This is a genomic window from Sneathiella marina (assembly GCF_023746535.1).
Taxonomy (GTDB): domain Bacteria; phylum Pseudomonadota; class Alphaproteobacteria; order Sneathiellales; family Sneathiellaceae; genus Sneathiella; species Sneathiella marina.
Map to the genome: position 1 here is coordinate 2,380,246 of NZ_CP098747.1, position 19,441 is coordinate 2,399,686.

10 protein-coding genes are annotated in these 19,441 nt (G+C 48.3%); 1 reads left to right on the forward strand and 9 read right to left on the reverse strand.

The window, feature by feature from the left end; translation table 11 throughout:
* The first annotated feature begins 74 nt into the window (after window positions 1-74).
* On the forward strand, window positions 75-905 hold the full coding sequence (locus tag NBZ79_RS11315; protein WP_251932536.1) for an alpha/beta hydrolase: 831 nt from the start codon (window positions 75-77) through the stop codon (window positions 903-905).
* A gap of 1 nt (window position 906) precedes the next feature.
* Here NBZ79_RS11315 and NBZ79_RS11320 read toward each other — a convergent pair whose 3' ends face one another.
* From NBZ79_RS11320 to flgC, 9 genes are all read right to left on the reverse strand, one after another.
* Complete coding sequence (locus NBZ79_RS11320; protein ID WP_251932537.1) at window positions 907-7,092, reverse strand: type I polyketide synthase; 6,186 nt, start codon at window positions 7,090-7,092, stop codon at window positions 907-909.
* A 72-nt stretch (window positions 7,093-7,164) separates the two neighbouring features.
* Complete coding sequence (locus NBZ79_RS11325; RefSeq protein WP_251932538.1) at window positions 7,165-11,676, reverse strand: MupA/Atu3671 family FMN-dependent luciferase-like monooxygenase; 4,512 nt, start codon at window positions 11,674-11,676, stop codon at window positions 7,165-7,167.
* Between the two features lie 291 nt (window positions 11,677-11,967).
* Window positions 11,968-13,848 carry a C1 family peptidase gene (locus NBZ79_RS11330; protein ID WP_251932539.1) on the reverse strand — a complete coding sequence of 627 codons (1,881 nt, stop codon included), beginning with the start codon at window positions 13,846-13,848 and terminating at the stop codon, window positions 11,968-11,970.
* Window positions 13,849-13,997: 149 nt separating this feature from the next.
* On the reverse strand, window positions 13,998-16,502 hold the full coding sequence (locus tag NBZ79_RS11335; protein WP_251932540.1) for a hybrid sensor histidine kinase/response regulator: 2,505 nt from the start codon (window positions 16,500-16,502) through the stop codon (window positions 13,998-14,000).
* 9 nt (window positions 16,503-16,511) lie between these two features.
* Window positions 16,512-17,588: a flagellar biosynthesis protein FlhB gene (gene flhB / locus NBZ79_RS11340; protein WP_251932541.1), complete on the reverse strand. Its 1,077-nt coding sequence runs from the start codon at window positions 17,586-17,588 to the stop codon at window positions 16,512-16,514.
* Between the two features lie 6 nt (window positions 17,589-17,594).
* Window positions 17,595-18,356, reverse strand: coding sequence for a flagellar biosynthetic protein FliR (gene fliR, locus NBZ79_RS11345; protein WP_251932542.1), 762 nt, complete (start codon window positions 18,354-18,356; stop codon window positions 17,595-17,597).
* A gap of 17 nt (window positions 18,357-18,373) precedes the next feature.
* Complete coding sequence (gene fliQ / locus NBZ79_RS11350; protein WP_251932543.1) at window positions 18,374-18,637, reverse strand: flagellar biosynthesis protein FliQ; 264 nt, start codon at window positions 18,635-18,637, stop codon at window positions 18,374-18,376.
* 37 nt (window positions 18,638-18,674) lie between these two features.
* The gene (gene fliE, locus NBZ79_RS11355) at window positions 18,675-19,004 is read right to left on the reverse strand and encodes a flagellar hook-basal body complex protein FliE (RefSeq protein WP_251932544.1); all 330 of its coding nucleotides are present in this window, start codon (window positions 19,002-19,004) and stop codon (window positions 18,675-18,677) included.
* 22 nt (window positions 19,005-19,026) lie between these two features.
* Window positions 19,027-19,434, reverse strand: a complete 408-nt coding sequence (gene flgC, locus NBZ79_RS11360) for a flagellar basal body rod protein FlgC (protein ID WP_251932545.1) — start codon at window positions 19,432-19,434, stop codon at window positions 19,027-19,029.
* Window positions 19,435-19,441: the final 7 nt, after the last annotated feature.

Genomic DNA, 19,441 nt, shown 5'->3' on the forward strand with positions numbered 1-19,441 from the left:
GTTTCACTTTCCAATGACATTACATGGACAAGCGCGCCACAAAAGACGAGTTCAACTTAAAGATTTGTAATTAAATGACTGTTCAGAATATGTTGATTTTATTTGGAATTACACTCGGGCTGGTCGTTGTTGCCTGCCTTGTCCTTATGTGGCTCTTTTACGGCAATATATACAAATTCAATAACAACCCCGATACGCCGGCACAATTGGGCCTGGCAGACATCGACGTGGTCAATTTTACTTCCGAGGATGGCACAGAAGTTAAAGCCTGGATTAAGCCGCCTGAAGGGGACGCTCCCGTAATCCTTTATTTTATGGGTAACTTTACCTCCATTGGACCCTCGGTCCAGACGCTGCAGCCATTTCTGGAACAGGGTTATGGCCTGGCGGCCTTGGTATATAGAGGCTCTAGCGGATTGGAAGGCGAGCCGTCTGAAGCGGCATTTACCGCCGATGCCCGCTCCCTCTATGATCAGCTTGACAGCCTGATGAAGACACCGGTTTCAGCAACAGATCGGCTGGCTTTTGGCTATAGTCTCGGGTCTGGCATTGCCGTCACCCTGGCAACAGAACGGGATGTCGGGGGTGTCATCCTGGTTGCTGCATATAGTCGCTTTTGTGATTACTTTACGGGCCGGTATTACGGTCTGCCCTTTTGTTACCTGATGCACAAGGAGCGTTATGATTCAATTGATCGTATCAACAGCATAAATACGCCGCTTTTGATGCTTCATGGAGAGCTGGATACAGCAATTGATATTCGTTTCGGAAAACGGCTGTTTGATGCGGCGGACGAACCCAAGAAGTTTGTCCCCTTCGAAAATGGAACGCATGTTAATATATTGTCAGAAGGGCTGGCCGAAGAAGTAACAGAGTTTTACGACACCGTCATCAAACAGAACTGACTTATTTGCCAACCAATAGCTCGTTGAGGATTTTTCCGATTTCTCCGATGGTCGGATCAATCATCATGTTAAAATGGTCGCACTCAAATTCCTGGATTTCTATATTTCCGGAAACCCATTTTCCCCAGCCAAGATCAGGACCCGCGCGAAGAAAATCAACACTCGCTTCAGCGCCCTTGAAGAGTAGAATGTCCCCAGCATAATCATTGGGACTGTATCGATTTTCCGCCGCAAGATAGGCTTGGGTCATACGGCGACCCAAGAGCTCATCGGGAATGGTTTCCCCGCTGTCCAGATACCGTTTAATTTCAGTATTTTCACGTCCGGCATGCCTGCCTCGCCATTTTCTCACAGGCCAGTTAAGCGCGAAGCTAAGGCTCCAATGACGAGCCATCCAAATTTTCTCAAAAATGCTCATTTTTTGCGGATCGACATCCGGTGCCATGGAATCAAAATAAATCAGGTTGCCTATTTCAAACCCCTTCTGCTGAAGTTGCTGGGCCATTTCAAATGCAATGACACCCCCTCCCGAATAACCAGCTAGGTTATAGGGACCTTCCGGTTGCTGCTTCAATAAAGCGCTGACATAACATTCAGCCATATCTTCGATGGTTTCGTGAATATCGCTCCCGCCGTCCGAGCCAAGGGCTCGTAATGCATAAAAGGGAAGTTTGGGGTCTATATAACCCGACAAAGAACGAAAATTCAGAACATTTCCGCCGGCTCCGTGGACAAGATACAAGGGCTTAACAGTTGCTGAACCTTCTTTAATCTGGACCAGGGGAGACCATTCTTGTTCTGACTTGCTTTCTTTTTTCTCCACCGTTGTCTCCGTCTCATCCAGTATAATATTGCCCTTGTCGATAACGACATCAGAAAGGCTCCGCAGTGTCGGAGATTGAAATAATGTAGCAAGGGGCAGATCCGTCAGAAATTCTTTCCTAATTTTTGCGAAAAGACGAACAGCAGCTAGCGAATGTCCACCCAGGTCAAAGAAGTCAGCTTCCGGCACCGGCTGATCAACACCCAGGAGGTCGGACCAGAGGGATGCCATTTTTTCTTCTACGGGATTTGCATAAGAAGCCCCAACAGCAGCAGATTTCTCAGTACTTTTCTGAGGTTTCTTGCGGCGCGGCTCCACTGTCTTCAACATCTCGCGGACAAGGTCCTTCATCGATGTCGGCGAAACAACCATCTGCCGTTCAGGAATATTAAGCATTCTGGAGAAAATCATATTTGATTCCCGCGCACATATACCCTGGGCGATCATGACATCGAAGAGGAGCTCGGGTGAATTATGCCAATCGAAGCTATCTCCTTCAACCCGGCGCAAGGCAAACCCCTCGAGTATCAACAATGGCGCGCCTTGCTCATCCAGAAAGACAACATCAAAGCTTGCAAAACGGCCAGGTGTTTCAGCAACCAGTTTGGCTCGGGTAACGAAGCGTTGAGGCAAGGGTTTCAAGAAGCGAATGCGATCTACAGACATGGGCGCGTAAAAGGCCCCTTCACTGCCGACATCAGGAAGTAAATTTAGACCTATTGTAGCTGCAGTATCTGTCAGTCCCGGATGTGCGTTATATGCATCCAGGTCTGAAAGGAAAGTTTCAGAAAGCGCGAAGTCAGCTTCGATTTCCCGGTCGCCAATACGAATTTCACCTACATTGTCCCAGCGCGGTCCAAAATCTATAAGGTCTTCTTGGGAATCCTGACCACTGCTCTCCGATCTCAGTAAATTAGACATTCGCTGGAGGTCTCGAGGAATTTTTCGATCATTGAGGCGTTTGATTACGATTTGCGCGCGGCAATGCTCAACCAAGGGGGCTTCAGCAGAAAGTGTACTTTGGATACGCAATTCATATCCCTGATCGTCCGGGATCAGCGTGATAACTACACGTGCCCGTAAATTTTCCGGGAAGATCATTGGATTGACAAGGGACAACGACTGTATTTCCCATTTGCGTCCGCTGGACACAACGTCCATGGCAGCGCAGGCAATCTCGATATAAGCCGTACCGGGCAGCACTGGAATACCACCAACAACATGCTCATTTATAACCCAGAGATCTGAAGGATCATAAAGCGCCGTAAAACTAATGGCACCGTCCTCTCCTACTTCTTTGTACCCAAGGAGCGGATGTGCTTCCAGAGACTGATGCTCGATTTGATTGTAAGCGCGAGAGGCCATTCCCACATCTCGCCAGACCCCCCAGGATACAGCAATGCCATCCTCTCGTGAAGCGGCCAACGCCTCTAAATAACTGTTTGCTGCGACATAATCCACTTGCCCTGGAGGTGCTGTAATAACCGAAGTTGAAGAAAATACAGCAAAGAAATCCAGGGTCCCTTGAGGAAACAGATTAGCAAGATGTTCTCCTCCTACGACCTTTGCAGACATGACCTTGTGAGCATCTTCAACAGATTTTACCATCATCGGCGCGTCATCCATTGTCCCGGCCCCATGGAACAAACCGTCGACCCCCCCAAAATTGGCACGCACAGTGTCAATCGCTGCAGCAATTGCCGAAGAGTCCGAAACATCCGCGCTGACAAAAAGAACTTCACCACCCGCCGATTTTACGTCTTTCGCGATATTGATAGCTTCACTTACATTTGACTCAGGCTCACGTTTTAGAACCTTCGCCCAATCCTTACTGTCAGGCATCTCTTGCCGACTAATCAGTGCAATTCGCGCCTTTGCTGTATGACCGAGATATTTGGCCAGTTCAAGGCCAATGCCGCCAGTTCCGCCGGTAATTACGTATCTGCCGTTAATCTTCATCTTATCGGGAAGATCATTCATCGCAGGCACATTAAGACGGTTAAATTCTTGTTTGAAACGCTTCCGCCCTCTAAATGCTACGGCATCTTCAGCCGTTTCACCGTCATGCTCTTCTATTATGGCTTCCGCTACCCATGGGGCTTGTTCAGCCTCTTCGAAATCCAAGTACTGCGTAACAAGTGATGGAATTTCTCTGGGCGCAACCCTAACCGGACCCAGGAGTGTCCCCAATTCCGGATGCTGGACTTGCTCCCCAACCACAGAAAGCGCGTTTGTGCCTAAAAAACTCAAGCGAACCAGATCTTCCGGATCTTCCGCCTGCAGGGCACGACACAGTAAAAAGGCACTATCAAATACATGAGATTGTGGCGTTATCCCCTGAGTTCCCATCGGCCAGCAGTGAACAATATTACTGGGCATTTCCGGCAGTGCCTTCAACAGCGCTTCATAATCCTCAGCGCGTCCGGCAGCAATTTGAAAATTACACCCATCCTGAGAAAATCCGTCACCGGTACGCACGGTGAAGCATTTTTCCCGGCGCGCCCTTAGCTTCTGAATCAACGCTTCAGAAACCGCATCCTCTCCCACAAACAGGAGCCAGCTTGTATCACAATTAGGTTCAGCAGGTGGAATAGGTGCAAGGTTCCAGGATGGCGACAGAAACCAATTATCCGGATTGGCGATACGCTTCAGGTGAATTGCAGGCTCTGTTTCTTCAGCTTCTTTCGTATTAACTCCCGAACCCGGTTCAATCCAATGCCGATCTTTCGCGAAGGCATATGTTGGGAGTGAAACACGTTGCCCTTTGGCACCCGGTAGCTTGTCCCATTCGAGATTGCCGCCATTCGCCCATATGGACCCGGCCGCGTTTAAAGCCGTAACCATATCGTTTTCAGGTTCTTTTGGTGGCCTGCCAGAAGCAATAACGGCGACGGGTTTATGTTCTCCGTGACTCATTTCCGCAAGCGGCCCCAAAGTTTTACCAGGACCGACTTCAAGTAAAATTTGCCCGGGTTTCCTCAAAATTGTTTCCACGGCATCCGCAAAAAGAACAGTATGACGGAGGTGGCTTACCCAATAATCGACGGTGGAAAAATCATCCTCTTGCGACCAATCTCCGCGCAGGCTGGAAACAAATGGAATTTCCGGCTGTTTAAGGTTAATTTCTGAAATACCATCTCGAAAGTTTTCCAGCTGATTATCGAGAATACGGCTATGGGCGGCAACGTTGATCCGAATTCGGGTCGCTTCAAACTCTGTCCCCTTAAGCTGCATTTCCAAGGCATCAATTCTGTCGATTTCTCCGGAAACAACGCAAAGTCCTGGGGCATTTAGCGCCGCTATGTCTAGGGTATCCCCAATCAACTCTGAGACTTTAGTGAGCGGGGCGGGAATCATACTCATTGCGCCTGCCGCTGCTGCATCCATGACTTTTCCGCGCCAAACCACTATTTTCAATGCGTCAGCAACAGACATGACATTCGCAATGACGGCTCCGGCATACTCACCTGCACTATGGCCAAGAATGGCGGATGGAAACACACCCCACCCCTGCCACATCCTTGCGTAGGCATATTCTAGAATGAACAATGCGGGGATCGCATAACCCGACATTTCCAGTTTACCACGTGCACTTTCGTCATCGATGGTTTTTTCGAACATGACCGAGTAAAGATCCTTAGGTGCAATATCCGGCATATTTGCAAAGCATTCCTCGACCGCCTTTTTAAATTCGAGCGATGTTTCGAGGAGATCTGACCCTGCACCCGGGTATTGGGCACCGCCTCCTGGAAACATGAACACGATCTCGGCTTGTGAGCCTGTTGCTGACCCGGTAGCGATACGCGTTGGTGTTTCCTGCCACAATGCGGCACTAAGACCCGCTGTGTCTTTTGCAACTATGGTGCGTCGCTCGGAAAATTCACGGCGACCGTTGCGTAATGTATAGGCAGCATCAGCAAGCGAAGGCATATCCTCGGAGCCAACAAAATCCCGCCATTTATCTTGCAAGCCATCAAGCGCAATCATGTTTCGTGCGGAAAAGGGGAGAAGTCTCCAACATTCTTCCGTATCTACAGGCAAGCGCTCCGGCGCCTCCTCAACAATGGCATGGGCATTTGTCCCGCCAACACCGAGGGAATTTATACCTGCCCGTCTTGGTGTCTCACTTCGCTGCCATTCCTTGCTTTGGTCAACGACGTAAAAGGGACTGGACTGCAAATCAAACCGACTATTTGGCGTTCGGTAATGTAAGGATGCCGGAATTACATTATGTCGCATGGCTTCGACGACTTTTATAAGACTGGTTGTGCCTGCCGCCGTATCGAGATGCCCCACATTACTTTTAACAGAACCGATACCACAAAATCCTGTTCCACCCCCGCCATAGGCTTGCGCAAGACCAGCCAGTTCAATGGGGTCACCTACCGGTGTTCCCGTTCCATGTGCTTCGATATATCCAATAGTTTCTGCCGGGACCCCAGCGATGGCTAATGCTTCCGCCGCTGCTTCCGCCTGACCATCAACACTTGGTGCGAGATATCCAGCTTTTTGCGCACCGTCATTGTTGATAGCAGATCCAAGCAGGACGGCGCGGATATCATCACCATCAGCTATGGCATCTTCCAGTCGGCGCAAGACAACCAGGGCAGCGCCGGAGCCAAAAACAGTCCCTTGACTATCATCATCAAAGGGTCGGCAAAGTCCGTCCGGCGACTGGACTTCCCCCTCTTCAAAGATATAGCCATGACGGTGCGGTAATTCGACTGTAACACCGCCGGCGATGGCCATGTCACATTCCATTGACAGCAAGCTGGCTGCCGCCTGATGCACGGCGACAAGTGACGTGGAACAAGCAGTTTGAACTGCTACTGAAGGGCCCTGTAAATTCAACAGATAGGAAAGCCTGGTGGTTAGGAAATCCTTGTCATTCCCGGTATGCCGAAGAAGAAACATACCGATTTCTTCAACCAAATCCGGGTTAGTGAGAATATTAAGCGGCAAATAAGCCTGCATACCGGATCCGGCAAAAACGCCAATGCTACCGTCAAATTGTTCCGGCATATGGCCTGCATCTTCCAGCGCTTCCCAGGCACATTCCAGAAAATGGCGATGCTGCGGGTCCAAAATGGAGGCTTCACGCGGAGAAAATCCAAAAAATCCAGCGTCAAAATTCTCCATATCTGTAAGAAAATTAGCTGCGCGAACATAGTTAGGGTTGGATAGATCTTTTGCTGGGACACCGTCTGCCCGCATTTCTGATTCCGTAAACCACCGGGTTCCCATTCGCTCACTAGCCAGCAATTTCCAGAATTGGGCAACATTACGCGCCGACGGAAACCGTCCGGCCATGCCGACAATTGCTATCTTCTCGGAAGATTGAATTCCTTCAAAATTATCTGTCATCTTGATCGCTAATTTCCATCAAAATCTGCGGCACCAAAGCTTCAGAAGGGGATTTTATATTATTAAAGAATGTCATGGCTGTGCAGATGTTCCCGCCCGACGACTCATTCTTGCTCGGCGTGCGGCTGCTCGTTGCGCTCCCCGCTCCGCGGCAGTTATTTTACCTTCTTCGTCACCCGTTCCGCCTACATGATCAGCTAATGTCTTTATTGTCGAATATCGGAACATATCGGTAATGGCTATTTCTTTGCCAAATTGTTCTTTCAAGCGCCGCTGCACCTGAATAACCAAAAGCGAATGCCCGCCAAGATCGAAGAAATTATCTGTAACGCCAACTTCTGACAAACCTAGTGCCTCACACCAGATTTTCGCGATCAGGTCTTCGGTATCATTTGTTTTCGTTTCCGCCGAAAGGGTCGACTGCGCCCGTGGTTGAGGAAGCGCTTTTCGGTCGATTTTCCCGTTCGGTGTTTGAGGTAATGCGTCCAATAAAACGACTTGGGACGGCGTCATAAATTCAGGAAGTACTTCTCTGACTCTCTTACGGATGTCAACCGGATCGCCTTTTTGGCCCGGCAGGATGGTCGCGAAGGCAACCAGCCGTTTATCACTTTCGCCGCTTTCGAATACCGTTACGGCAGCATCTTTTACTTCATCAAGCGATCCTAACGCCGCTTCAATCTCTCCGAGTTCTATCCGGTGCCCGCGAATTTTAACCTGATTATCCAGACGGCCATGAAATTCAAGACGTCCATCGGGCATGTACCGGACGAGATCGCCCGTCCGATATACCCGCCCCTCCTCCATTTCAAGAAACCGTTCAGCGTTCAGTTCAGGCCGTTCCCAATATCCATCAGCGACACCATCGCCACCGATCCAGAGTTCTCCTGCGACACCGCTGGGCAATGATTGACCATATTGATTGCGTACAGAATAAATCGTATTTGCGAGGGCATTTCCCAGAGGGATTGTGTCGCCAATCTTTTCCAGTTGAGCAACAGACGACCAAACCGCCGTTTCTGTCGTTCCATACATATTGAGGAGTGTCCCCTGAAGGCTTGCCTTCAAGTTACGAGCAAGATCAGGAGGAAATCCTTCCCCGCCGACCATCATTACGTCAAGCTTGCCTAGAGCGGTCCGCCCCGCCTCTTCCGCAACCAAAAAGGATGCCATCGAAGGTGTGCATTGAAAATGTGATATGTCATGCTCAACGATTTGCTCAGCGACAGAGGCCTGTCTCGCCACACCACCCTCAGCCAGCATATTGTTTTTCAGCTCGTTGATGTGAGTGAGGTGCTTTAAAACCAAGTCCGTATCAACACCAAAGTCAATCAGGCAACCAATCTCATCGACGCCCATTTTAGCAATATTTCGAACTAACTCCTGACAGCTTTCTGCAGTGCCAAATAACCCGCTTGTTTGGTAATATCTCTCGAAAGCATGATCGAGCAGCGCCTCCGTTTCCTCGTCGGTCAGCTCTTGTTTCTCAAACACTTCTTGAGGTGTAACACCCGTCGACTCAGCTTTTTGCTTGAAGGTGGGGGAACTCCAGGAAGCGCGCCGTAACAAGTCGACAGAACTTCTTAAATATTCCTTCATCGGATCGCGGACTATCTCTCGGACTTCATCTTCGTCCTCTCCGACAAAGGTATGCAGCATTAAGGTAACCTTGCCGTGACCCGGATGCCCCGCTTCTCGCCAGGCTACTCGATAGGCCCGAATTTTCTCGGCAACATCTTCAAACTTTTGCCCCAAAAGATGCGTCAGTACATAGCATCCCTTTGTCGCCGCTGCCGCAAAGGTTTCTGGGTTCCCGGCGGCAGTAAGCCAAAGCGGAATATCTCCATTTACCGGGCTTGGTAAAGTCGATGTCTCTACCATCTCTCCTTTATGATTGGGAAAGGGCAAGCTCTCGCCACGCCACAGGGCGCGCAATTTATCAATACCTTCCAGCATGATATCTTTACGGTCATCAAAATTATCCGGCTGTAAGACGAAATCATTGGGCTGCCAACCGCTGGCAATGGCAATTCCAGCACGACCATCTGAAATATTGTCTATCAGCGCCCAATCTTCGGCGACACGGATTGGATGATGCAGGGGCAATACGCAAGAGCCAGCCCGAATATGAACATTCTTCGTAATTCCGGCTACCGCTGCAGAACTTACTGCAGGATTTGGATAAAGCCCCCCGAATGCATGAAAATGCCGTTCCGGCGTCCACACGGCTTCAAAACCGTTTTCATCGGCGAACTTGGCCCCCTGCAATAACAATCGATAGGCATCGGGTCCCGTCCCGGAAACTTCGGAAGCAAAATAAAACAGGCTGAATCCCGGCACCGGCGTTGTTTCCGCACCGTCTGTTTGCAAGACGATTGTAAATCCCCGTGCCAGCGTCCAAAATATCTCGAGAACTGAAATATCAAAGGATACGGACGTTATTGCCAATAATCGGACGTCATCATCATGGGGAACGGCGAGATCTGTTCCGGCAAAGAAATTCACGATATTCCGATGCGTCAGCATAACGCCCTTAGGGATGCCGGTTGATCCTGAAGTATACATAAGATATGCAAGATCTGCAGACTCCCCGTCAGGTGCAGTGAATGCCCCGGCTTCTGCATCCGGGTAGATAATCTTCTGTGAATCCAAACGGAACTTCAATTCCGTTGCTGGACTGGCAATAATAAGCGGCGCGGCGCTGTCCTCGAGCATAAAAGCGACACGTTCGGCAGGATATGAAGGATCGAGAGGAAGATAAGCTGCCCCTGTTTTCAAAATTGCCAACATCGAGATAATTAGATCCGCAGATCGCTCCAGACATAATCCAATAACAGTCCCTCTCCCGGCTCCTCGCTGGGCGAGCGCTGAGGCCAACGCGTCTGTCCGTTTATCCAATTCGGTATAGGTTAAAATTTCTCCATCTGCCTCCAAGGCATTTTTTGTCGGCGTCTTCTGCGTTTGGGATTTTATGACGTCATGGATGCGCACGTCTTGTGGATAAGATATTCCGGTCAGCGCCATGCCTGATTGATCTTCAGCAGAATCCACCAAAGGTAAGTCCTTTAGAAGGGTTCCTGACTCACGCACGAAAGTATCTAAAAATAGGGAAAAATCCCGTCCTATTAATTCAAGAACTTCTGGTGTGTAATATCCACGTTGAGCAATAAGGCGCGGCTGGGAGCCCTTGGCAATGACCAGTTGTCGGTCTTTTAGGAGTTCTTCGTCACTGCCTTCATTCGAAGTAACGATTATGGACTTTGCAGCAAGCGCCGATTGTCGTCTTGATGGCTCATGTATACGAGCAATCAAGTCAGCACTGCATGGCCCATTTACTTCGCCTTCACCTTTTACCTGAATAAATTTATCGAGCGTCTCTTGAACGGTCCAATTATGATCAACGAGAAAGCTTATCAATTGACTATCTGCAACCAATGGATGGTAATCCCGGCTCGTATCCACCGCACAAGAAACTTTTTCAGTTCCTGTCAAAAGGGAAAACCACGCCAATAACCCCGCACCGATTTGATCAACTGTCAATGCTTCCGCAAGAGGGAACGAAACACTATTTGCACCTTCTTGCTGGTCCCGATTTTCAGGAAATGGTGACAGGATCGGCTGGGCATCCAGCAAATGTTGCGACCAATAATCCTCTGCCAGTGCTACATTCTCCAACAAGTCGGTCTGTAACGCCTCGATAGGTGGCAAGACATTACCGATATCCAGTCCCAATACATCCGGAGAAATGTCATTACCTGCCAAATTACGTAAACCGCTTATGATGACATCATGGTCGGCTGTGGCGATACGCAAATTTGTATCTTCCAGGGAAATAATTTGTCCAGGTACTCCTGACGCCGGGCTTTCCGTGATCTCAAGCTTGCCTGCTAAAGCCAGCGATACCCCTGTCCAGATTTTTGGAATTCCCAGTGGATTTGCATAAGCATCAAAATCCAATCCACGAACAAGTTGATCAAGCGCCTCGGCTGGTTTGGTAAAATCCAGCGTCCCAAGATTATCTGGGCGGCGTGCGCGATCATACCAGAAGCTTTCACCCGCCTGATCGATAGGCTGAACCGTTCCATTTTTTAATTCCTGAACAAGCTCTGCGAAAGATGCCAGACCTGCTTCATAGCATTTAGCATTCAAGGTCATCGAGGTTTCGTTTGCTGCTAATTCAACAGTTCGAGACTTAAGGATCCGTCCTTCATCTGCTGTCTCTTTCAACTCATGCCAGCTGATAGAATGCGCGGTTTCCCCTTGTATAATCGCCCAGGAGGTTACATTAACACCCGTATATTTGGGGAGCGGACCGTCGAAGAAATTTATGGCAAAATATTTTGCTTGTGTTGGAAGGTGGTGTGGAAAAATATCAAAGTTGACGATGCTAAAAAGATAATCGAACTCCAAACCTTCTAGATTTTCGTCATCCGGCGTATCAAAAAGAGCTAAATTTTCGGCTTTCGCCCAAGCACGAACACGCGGTTCCTGGCTGAGAATACCAGTTATTGTACCTCCAGCACGCCGAAATTCCTCCGCGCATTGAACAAGAAGGGTTCCTTCACCAATAAATAACCCGTTCATCGCAATAAATACCCTCTGCCTTAACCGCTAATTACCTAGACCACACTCCTAACGCGTAAACTATATGCTATCCCTTTAATAACCCTTAACGGGACCAATTAATCATACTATTTTATTCAAATTATTGATTAACATCAAATTAGTCTCGATTATTTCAATCATTGCCATGAATAGGCATGTAAAAAAACTACTTAATCTGAAAAAAAACGGCAAGCTTTCAATAGGCTGATGCAAAATCAGACAAATAATCTATTTCCGTACTTCAATAATTGCTCCCCGACCACATCAATCCTAATATCCTTGCATCTCTTCCACCGTAAACGGCTTTTCAGGAGATTTTCCAAGAATGGATTTCATGATATGATTCATGGTACTGGGATCGTTATCGAAACCTCCATGACTGGTACTGTTTGTTGTCTTTGTTTTTCCCTCTTCGGAGTAATAGAACGACAACCCTTTGGCTTTCAATCGTATGGAATATGCTTTCATGCCCAGTATTCTCTTTTCCGGGACACGCTCCAATGCTCTGGAAACCAAATACAAAAGCGATTTGCGATAAGCATAAACAACGTTGTCATCTAACTCGAGGTCTTCATCCAGATTATAAATATTCAGTTTGGGAAGTCGTGTTAACATCGCATTTGCGTTCCCCAACCGTGGCTTATATTTCTCGTTATAAAAATCTACAGTGCAGGCGGGCGCCATCAGAGAACAGCTTTTAACAATATCGGGTTGCTCAAGACGATCCAGCGCCGATAGAAAATGCCCCAGCAGGACAGCGCCAGTACTATGTCCTGCTAGGTGAATTTGTACTCCCGTATCCTTTAAAGCCGTGGCAAAGCTGCTGATTGTGTGGATACCATCGCCATTTTCAAATGGTAATCGCGCATCTCGTTTCATTTCATCCCATACTGGCGTTACGGGAGATCTAACCAAATCCTCAATGAGATTATCGGTCACGTCGGTAATCTGGTCCGAAATCCAGTCGACAAATCCTTTGGATTTATCATCGCTTGCACCAAAGGCCCGTTTAACGGCGTCTGTAACCTCCTTCACAAGGCCGGTATCATACATGATATGAAACGGATAAATGCCGTTGCGCTTAAATCCTTCTTTCAGCCCCGCAACGCGGTTTGCCGACGCCTTTGGATCATTCAGGCCGCCATGAGCATAAATCAATAAATGCTTATAGCCGCCATCTTCATCTTTTACACGTTTCGCCAAAAATTCAGCCGTTTCCTCGACATATTTCGCATTACTCCAATAAGTGCCTGTTTCTTCATATTTACCGTTATCAAAATGAACGAAATGGCCCAATATATCGTTCCGTCGCGGCGCAAGTTTTTGAGCTTCTGCTTCACTTACGAAAGCGGATTTCGCCCGGCGGCCGAAAATTTGGGGCGTTGGCAATGCCCTTCGAAACACCCAGCCATCGCTGATATTTTCTATCCAGTCGAGATATGGCCATACTGCAAATCCAGAAGACCCCCAACTCTTCCCCCATGAATTTTGGACTATGAACCCAGTGGCATTGTAACCAACAATTGCAAATGCATGCCCCCCCCGGACTTCCCCGCTCATTTCTATTTCCGCAAGTTTGCTGCGACTGCCCTTTAGACCGATCCAACCATCATGAACCCGGGCAGATACGAATATTGCCCCAGCTTCATTTATTGCAGCATGATAGTCCGCGATTTCCGGGCGAATCCGGTAATAGGCTCCCAAAGTATTATGTCTTGCCGCCTTCCCGCGTTTAACTGTCAAATCGTCAGGTTTGTGAACTATATAAGGCCAGTCCGCTTCCGAGCAGACCCCCATATTCTTCCAGCCGCGTATGGCACCGCGACAGCTTGATCCCTCATAATCTTCACCTGGCCATTTATCGTGCCGCTTTGCCATTTCATACAGCATGCGCCGACTGCTTTTAAAACTCTCCTGCCCATCTTGCGCATATAAAATGTCTATGACGGCGGCAAGCCCATGCCCCGTACAAGACCCCTCTGTTTTCTGATCGACAACATTGCCAAAATGTCGATTGTCAACTTCAGCCGCAAGTTGGACCAATGCAGGCTCATATATTCGGTCCCTTATATCCGGCATATCCCGACGCACATTCAAGACGCGCTCTTTACCCGCTACGGTGACAATATTGGTGATTTTCAACTTGGCCATGAGCATATCCTCCATGATATATTATCTTTATATCATGGACCGGCGCGCCGTGAAGAATAAAACACCAATACGAGTATTTTGAGCTGGATAAAATGTAATTCAGTATGAATACCGAAAATTCGCCAATCAGCGGTAAAGCAGGTAAAATATTACTGGTCTCTCGACATCACTTCCTTGACCTTATTGGCAATTTCCTTCAGCGAGAACGGCTTCGGCAGAAAATCTATCTTACTGACATCATAGTCAAGATCTTTGCGGAACGCGTCTTCCGCATATCCGGAAACAAAGATGACTTTCATATCTGGCTCCTTCGCCAGAACATTTTTGACGAGTGTCGGACCATCCATGTTTGGCATAACGACATCCGTTATCAACAAATCAATCTCACCATCATGCTCGGCAGCAACTTCCAGTGCAGTTTCACCGCAATCCGCCTGCAGGACATCATACCCTTTGTTCTGAAGCGCACGTGCCGCAAACAAACGAACAGGGTCTTCATCCTCCACCAGCAGAATAGTTCCAGTGCCGGTAAGGTCGCGATGAACTTGCAGTGGCTGCGTGTCTTCCCCGCTAAGTGCTTCTGATGTATCTACATAACGCGGTAGGAACAAAAGAAAGGTTGTCCCTGGTTTTTCCTTATTATTCTCGGCAAATATGAAACCGCCTGTTTGCTTGATAATACCGTAAACGGTACTCAGCCCCAGCCCGGTTCCCTCACCAACTTTTTTTGTCGTAAAGAAGGGCTCGAATATTTTTTCGATCACATCGTCGGGGATTCCGGTCCCTGTGTCCGCGACCTTGACAAGAATATAGTCTCCAGGTGGTATGAGTTCATGATGCTCTTTACCCCGCTCTGTGATCGTCAGGTTTTCCGTCTCGAAAGTTAAATTCCCGTCACCAGACATGGCATCCCGGCCATTGACGGCCAGATTGATAATAACCTGTTCAAACTGACCCCGGTCAACTTTCACCAGCCATAGATCTCGCGCATGAGTGATTTTGAGCTGAATAGTCTCACCAATCAAGCGCCGCAGTAAATTGGAAAGCTCTGCCAATACATCGGTTAAGTCCGTCACTTCCGGCCGCAGGGTTTGCTGCCGAGAGAAAGCCAGGAGCTGTCGAACCAACCCGGCGGCTCGGTTAGCATTTTGCTTGATTTGATTAATGTCGGAATAGGAAGGGTCGCCTACTTGATGCTTCAACATTAACAAATCACAGAACCCGATCATTGCCGTCAACAAATTATTAAAGTCATGGGCGATACCACCCGCCAACTGTCCAACAGCCTGCATTTTTTGGCTTTGCGCAAACTGAACTTCAAGATTTCTCTGAATTGAGGTGTCAACGACATGGACAAGAAACCGCCCCGCATTTTCCTCGCTGCTGGCAATGGCACTTATATACAGGTTTGCAGCCCGTTCCGCCCCCCCTTTGAGTTTTACCTCAATCGGCGTCGAGGCACTGGAACTCACGGAAGCTGCATCTAGCTTATGCTGCAGATGTGGCTGGTCCTCAAATTGCACAAGCTCAGTTACATGGCTACCGACCGCACTGTTCAGGACGGTCTCCGTCAACACTCGAAACGCCGGATTTCCTTCGATGACAACTCCCTCAATATCCAGCAATACAATACCAATGGGCGCAGCCTCAAAGAAGCGCCGGAAATGAAGCTCCGCACTGGCGACCCGTTCACGCCATTCCTGCTCCTGCAACAATTCTCGGACAACTGATCTTGACCCAAGAATATTTCCGGCATCATCGCGTACAATCGTCTGTGTTATGTGAACCGGCAGTATTGTGCTATCTCGCCGCAGCAGATCTACTTCTCCCTCAAAAAGTTGGCCGGCCTCGGTCAAATCCTCCATAAAAGTCAACTGGCCATCACTATTCTGAACAATGAGATCGGAAAAATTCATGACGTCATTTGCCAGTTCGTCCTGATGATACCCAAGCCATTCCGCAAAAATCCGATTGACGAATAATATTTTACCCTCAGCATCGAGTGAATAGAATCCAACCGGCGCATTATTGAAATATTCGGAGAGTTTTTCCCTTTCAATGCGTTCGTCTTCTTCTTGACGATGCTGGCGCGTAGTTTCAGTCACATACCAGATTATATTTTCCGGTATTGCCTCAATGGAGTGGGCCAAGATCGAAAGCCATCGACCGCCTTTCATTTGAATATCGGTTCGCAATCCGGACGACCTATCATACACTGCTGCTTTAAGAATTTGGCCAATCTGTCGAATGGCTTCCGGATCATCCGACAAAACATCATTCAATGTTTTCCGCGATCCGCGAGCAGGCAAACCGAGAAGTTTCAGATAAGCGCGGTTCGATGCGACGAACAATCCATCTTTTGTTGTGATGAGCCGACCTTCTGGACTGGTAGAAATTACTTCAAGAAGCAGTTCCAGATTTCCGCTTGCCGCCCGTCGCAATCCGTGAAAAATCAAATACCAAAGACCCAACCCCATCGCGACAACTACCATGGCGCTCAGAATTATAATATTGAGTGGTCCAAGCTCTTGCCCCAATAAAGCAGAGACGACGATCAGAGCAGCAACCAGAAAAAACGCCGCAGCCAGTTGCCGAGCGTCTAAGCCAACTGAAAATCGACGGTTTCTTGGTTGCCTGGTTTTTCTGTCCACCATTCCACAGACCTATTTCGTGTATTTTTGTTTGTTGAGACGCATTACATATCCAATAATTTCGGCGACGGCCTTAAAATGCTCATAAGGTATTTCTTCATCAAGATCGCAGGCTTTGTGCAAAGCTCGGGCTAACGGCGGGTTCTCGACAATAGGTATTTCGTTCTCATTTGCGATATCACGAATTCTGAAGGCAATATTATCCAAGCCCTTAGCCACCACGATAGGGGCTCTTTCATCATCGGGGCTATATTTAAGCGCTACCGCAAAATGAGTTGGGTTGGTGATAACGACATCAGCTGTCGGAACGGCTTGCATCATTCGCTGACGGGATCGTTCCATGCGAATGGCCCGCAACCTCGACTTAATCATCGGATCGCCTTCCGTCTGCTTATGCTCGTCCTTTATCTCCTGTTTGGTCATCCGCAGTTCTTTATGATGATTGAACCTCTGATACATAAAATCCAAGCCCGCAACCACACTCATTACGGCGACAACGCCCGCCAGCAACAGGAGGGATTGGTCCTGTATCAGTTCCAGAACTTGCGGTATATCATATGACACGATAACCGGCAGTTCTTCCATTCTTGGTGAAACGAAAAGGAAGGCAATGCCACCAACCAAAGAGATTTTCAAAATTCCTTTCAGAAACTCCATCACAGACTTCAGCGAAAACAAACGCTTCATGCCTTTTAACAGGGAAAGTTTTTCAAGCTTAGGTTTAATCCGCTCGGCGGAAAAAACCGGTTTATGTTGGACGACATTTCCCAAAAATCCGGCCAGCATCAACACACCGATGGCCGGGGCAACCACCACCACAACCGCCCAGCCAAGATCCCCGAAAAGGGTTCCCAGATGGTATCTGTCCATTGGGATGGCGTGAGGTTGCTCGACAAATTTCAGCAAATCAAATGTTAGTGAGTTGCCCAGCCCGGCAATGAAGATCATGACAACAATTGTTATCCCGATGGTCATAAACCAATGGCCAACCTCCTGAGATTTTGGCACCTGCCCTTTCTTAAAGGCATCCTCCAGTTTCTTGGCGGTCGGCTCCTCAGTTTTTTGGGCATCATCCTTGTCGTCTGCCATGTTTCCCTAAGCCCCCAGAAAGCGGATCAACGCTTGTTCGTAGTAGTTCAGGAACCACATCATTCCGGCGCCAATGGTAATCGATAAAATCGCAAATGAAAGGACAATCTGCAACGGCATGGCGACGAAAAAAACCTGGACCTGCGGCATCAATCTGTTGATGAGCCCAACGCCAATGTAAAATGTCAAACCGAACACCAGGAACGGGGACGCGATCTGAAATCCCAGTTTAAAGGATCCCTGCACGAAATTCGAAACCAGCATACTCAAATCACCGAGAGGCGGCAATTCACCCACCGGGAAAATTGTATAACTGGCAAATGTTCCCTGCAAAAACAGATAGTGCAAATCCGTTACAAAAATCATGGTCAGAGCCAACATGGTCAGAAACGTACTCGTGATGGCGCCTTGCGTCATTTGTCCTGGGTCAAAGAATTGTGCAGCCGCCAGGCCGGATTGTTGCGCAATGATTGTCCCAGCCACATGAAGACTACTGAGGACCATACGGAGTGCACCCCCCATGATCAATCCAATCAGCACCTCTCCGGTTAGCAGTAAAAGCAGTTCAACAGGCGATGCAGGTTCGGACGGAATTTTATCGGCAACAAATTGCACGACTAAAAAACTGACTGCCAGGGCAATTGCGAGGCGGACGCGCGGGTTGACAAAACCTTCGCCAAATCCCGGTGCGGCCATGAATGCTGTCCCAAGGCGGGTAAAAACAAGAAGAAACGCAAAGATATTTATGGTGAGGAACTCATCGAGCATTTACACAGCACCAAGTGTCATAAGGCTGAAATCCGTTGCGCTATTTGCTCCATGAAACCAATCATTGTTGAAATCATGAAAGGCATAAAAACAATCAACGATAAAAACATAACCAGGATTTTAGGAACAAATGCCAGGGTCATTTCCTGAATTTGCGTCAACGCCTGAATTAGCGCAACAACTAGACCTACTAACAACGCAACGAGCATTACGGGGGCAGCCACCGCCAGTAGAACCCAAATCGCTTCACGCGCCACATCAACGACATCTGTCGGAGTCATTTTGCTTAAATCCTTGTGCTGTATTTTACTTTACAGCCTAGATTGGCATTTTAATGATGTCTTGATAAGCCTGAATTACGCGATCACGGACAGCAACAACAGTTTCCAGGGTCGCTTCTGCATTACTGACGGCCGTCACAATGTCGGCTAAGCCGGCAGTTCCCGTCGTCGCATCCAGGCTAACCTGTTCAGATGCCACACCATTTTCGATTGCCGCACCACTGGCATCTGACAGCATTTCGGCAAAACTTTGTCCGTTGACAACTTCATCGGTTCCGACGGCAGTGCCGGAATTTTTTCCGCTGGCGCTATTTGCCATGGACTTTGAATAGGCTTGTGTCGCTGATATCGCGCTTGTATCCACCATTCTCGTTTCTTTCGTTCAGTTCTTACTTAAGGATATCCAAGGTCCGCATGATCATCTTTTTAGATGCATCGATAACCCCCAGATTGGCCTGATAAGAGCGTTGGGTTTCTTTCATATCCATCATCTCAACCAGCGAATTAACATTGGGCAATTTGATATATCCATCCTCATTCGCCGCCGGATGACTTGGTTCGAACTTCAAGTCAAATTCTGATTTGTCTTCTGTGATCCGCCCGACCTGGACTTTCGTCACGCCATTCTCACGATCCAGCACATTCTTGAATGAAAGCACTTTACGGCGATAAGGGTCCTCATTCGCGGTTTTGCCAACAGAATCCTTATTCGCCAGGTTTTCCGATATAATCTGCATGCGCTTGCCCTGAGCGTGCATGCCCGAGGCGGAAACTGACATTGTCTTGAGTAAATCCATGACGTTT

What these genes read in the sequence shown, in the direction of transcription:
- NBZ79_RS11315 (WP_251932536.1), top strand. Translation starts at nt 75, where the DNA reads ATGACTGTTCAGAATATGTTGATTTTATTTGGAATTACACTCGGGCTG.
- NBZ79_RS11320 (WP_251932537.1), bottom strand. Translation starts at nt 7,092, where the DNA reads ATGACAGATAATTTTGAAGGAATTCAATCTTCCGAGAAGATAGCAATT.
- NBZ79_RS11325 (WP_251932538.1), bottom strand. Translation starts at nt 11,676, where the DNA reads ATGAACGGGTTATTTATTGGTGAAGGAACCCTTCTTGTTCAATGCGCG.
- NBZ79_RS11330 (WP_251932539.1), bottom strand. Translation starts at nt 13,848, where the DNA reads ATGGCCAAGTTGAAAATCACCAATATTGTCACCGTAGCGGGTAAAGAG.
- NBZ79_RS11335 (WP_251932540.1), bottom strand. Translation starts at nt 16,502, where the DNA reads ATGGTGGACAGAAAAACCAGGCAACCAAGAAACCGTCGATTTTCAGTT.
- flhB (WP_251932541.1), bottom strand. Translation starts at nt 17,588, where the DNA reads ATGGCAGACGACAAGGATGATGCCCAAAAAACTGAGGAGCCGACCGCC.
- fliR (WP_251932542.1), bottom strand. Translation starts at nt 18,356, where the DNA reads ATGCTCGATGAGTTCCTCACCATAAATATCTTTGCGTTTCTTCTTGTT.
- fliQ (WP_251932543.1), bottom strand. Translation starts at nt 18,637, where the DNA reads ATGACTCCGACAGATGTCGTTGATGTGGCGCGTGAAGCGATTTGGGTT.
- fliE (WP_251932544.1), bottom strand. Translation starts at nt 19,004, where the DNA reads ATGGTGGATACAAGCGCGATATCAGCGACACAAGCCTATTCAAAGTCC.
- flgC (WP_251932545.1), bottom strand. Translation starts at nt 19,434, where the DNA reads ATGGATTTACTCAAGACAATGTCAGTTTCCGCCTCGGGCATGCACGCT.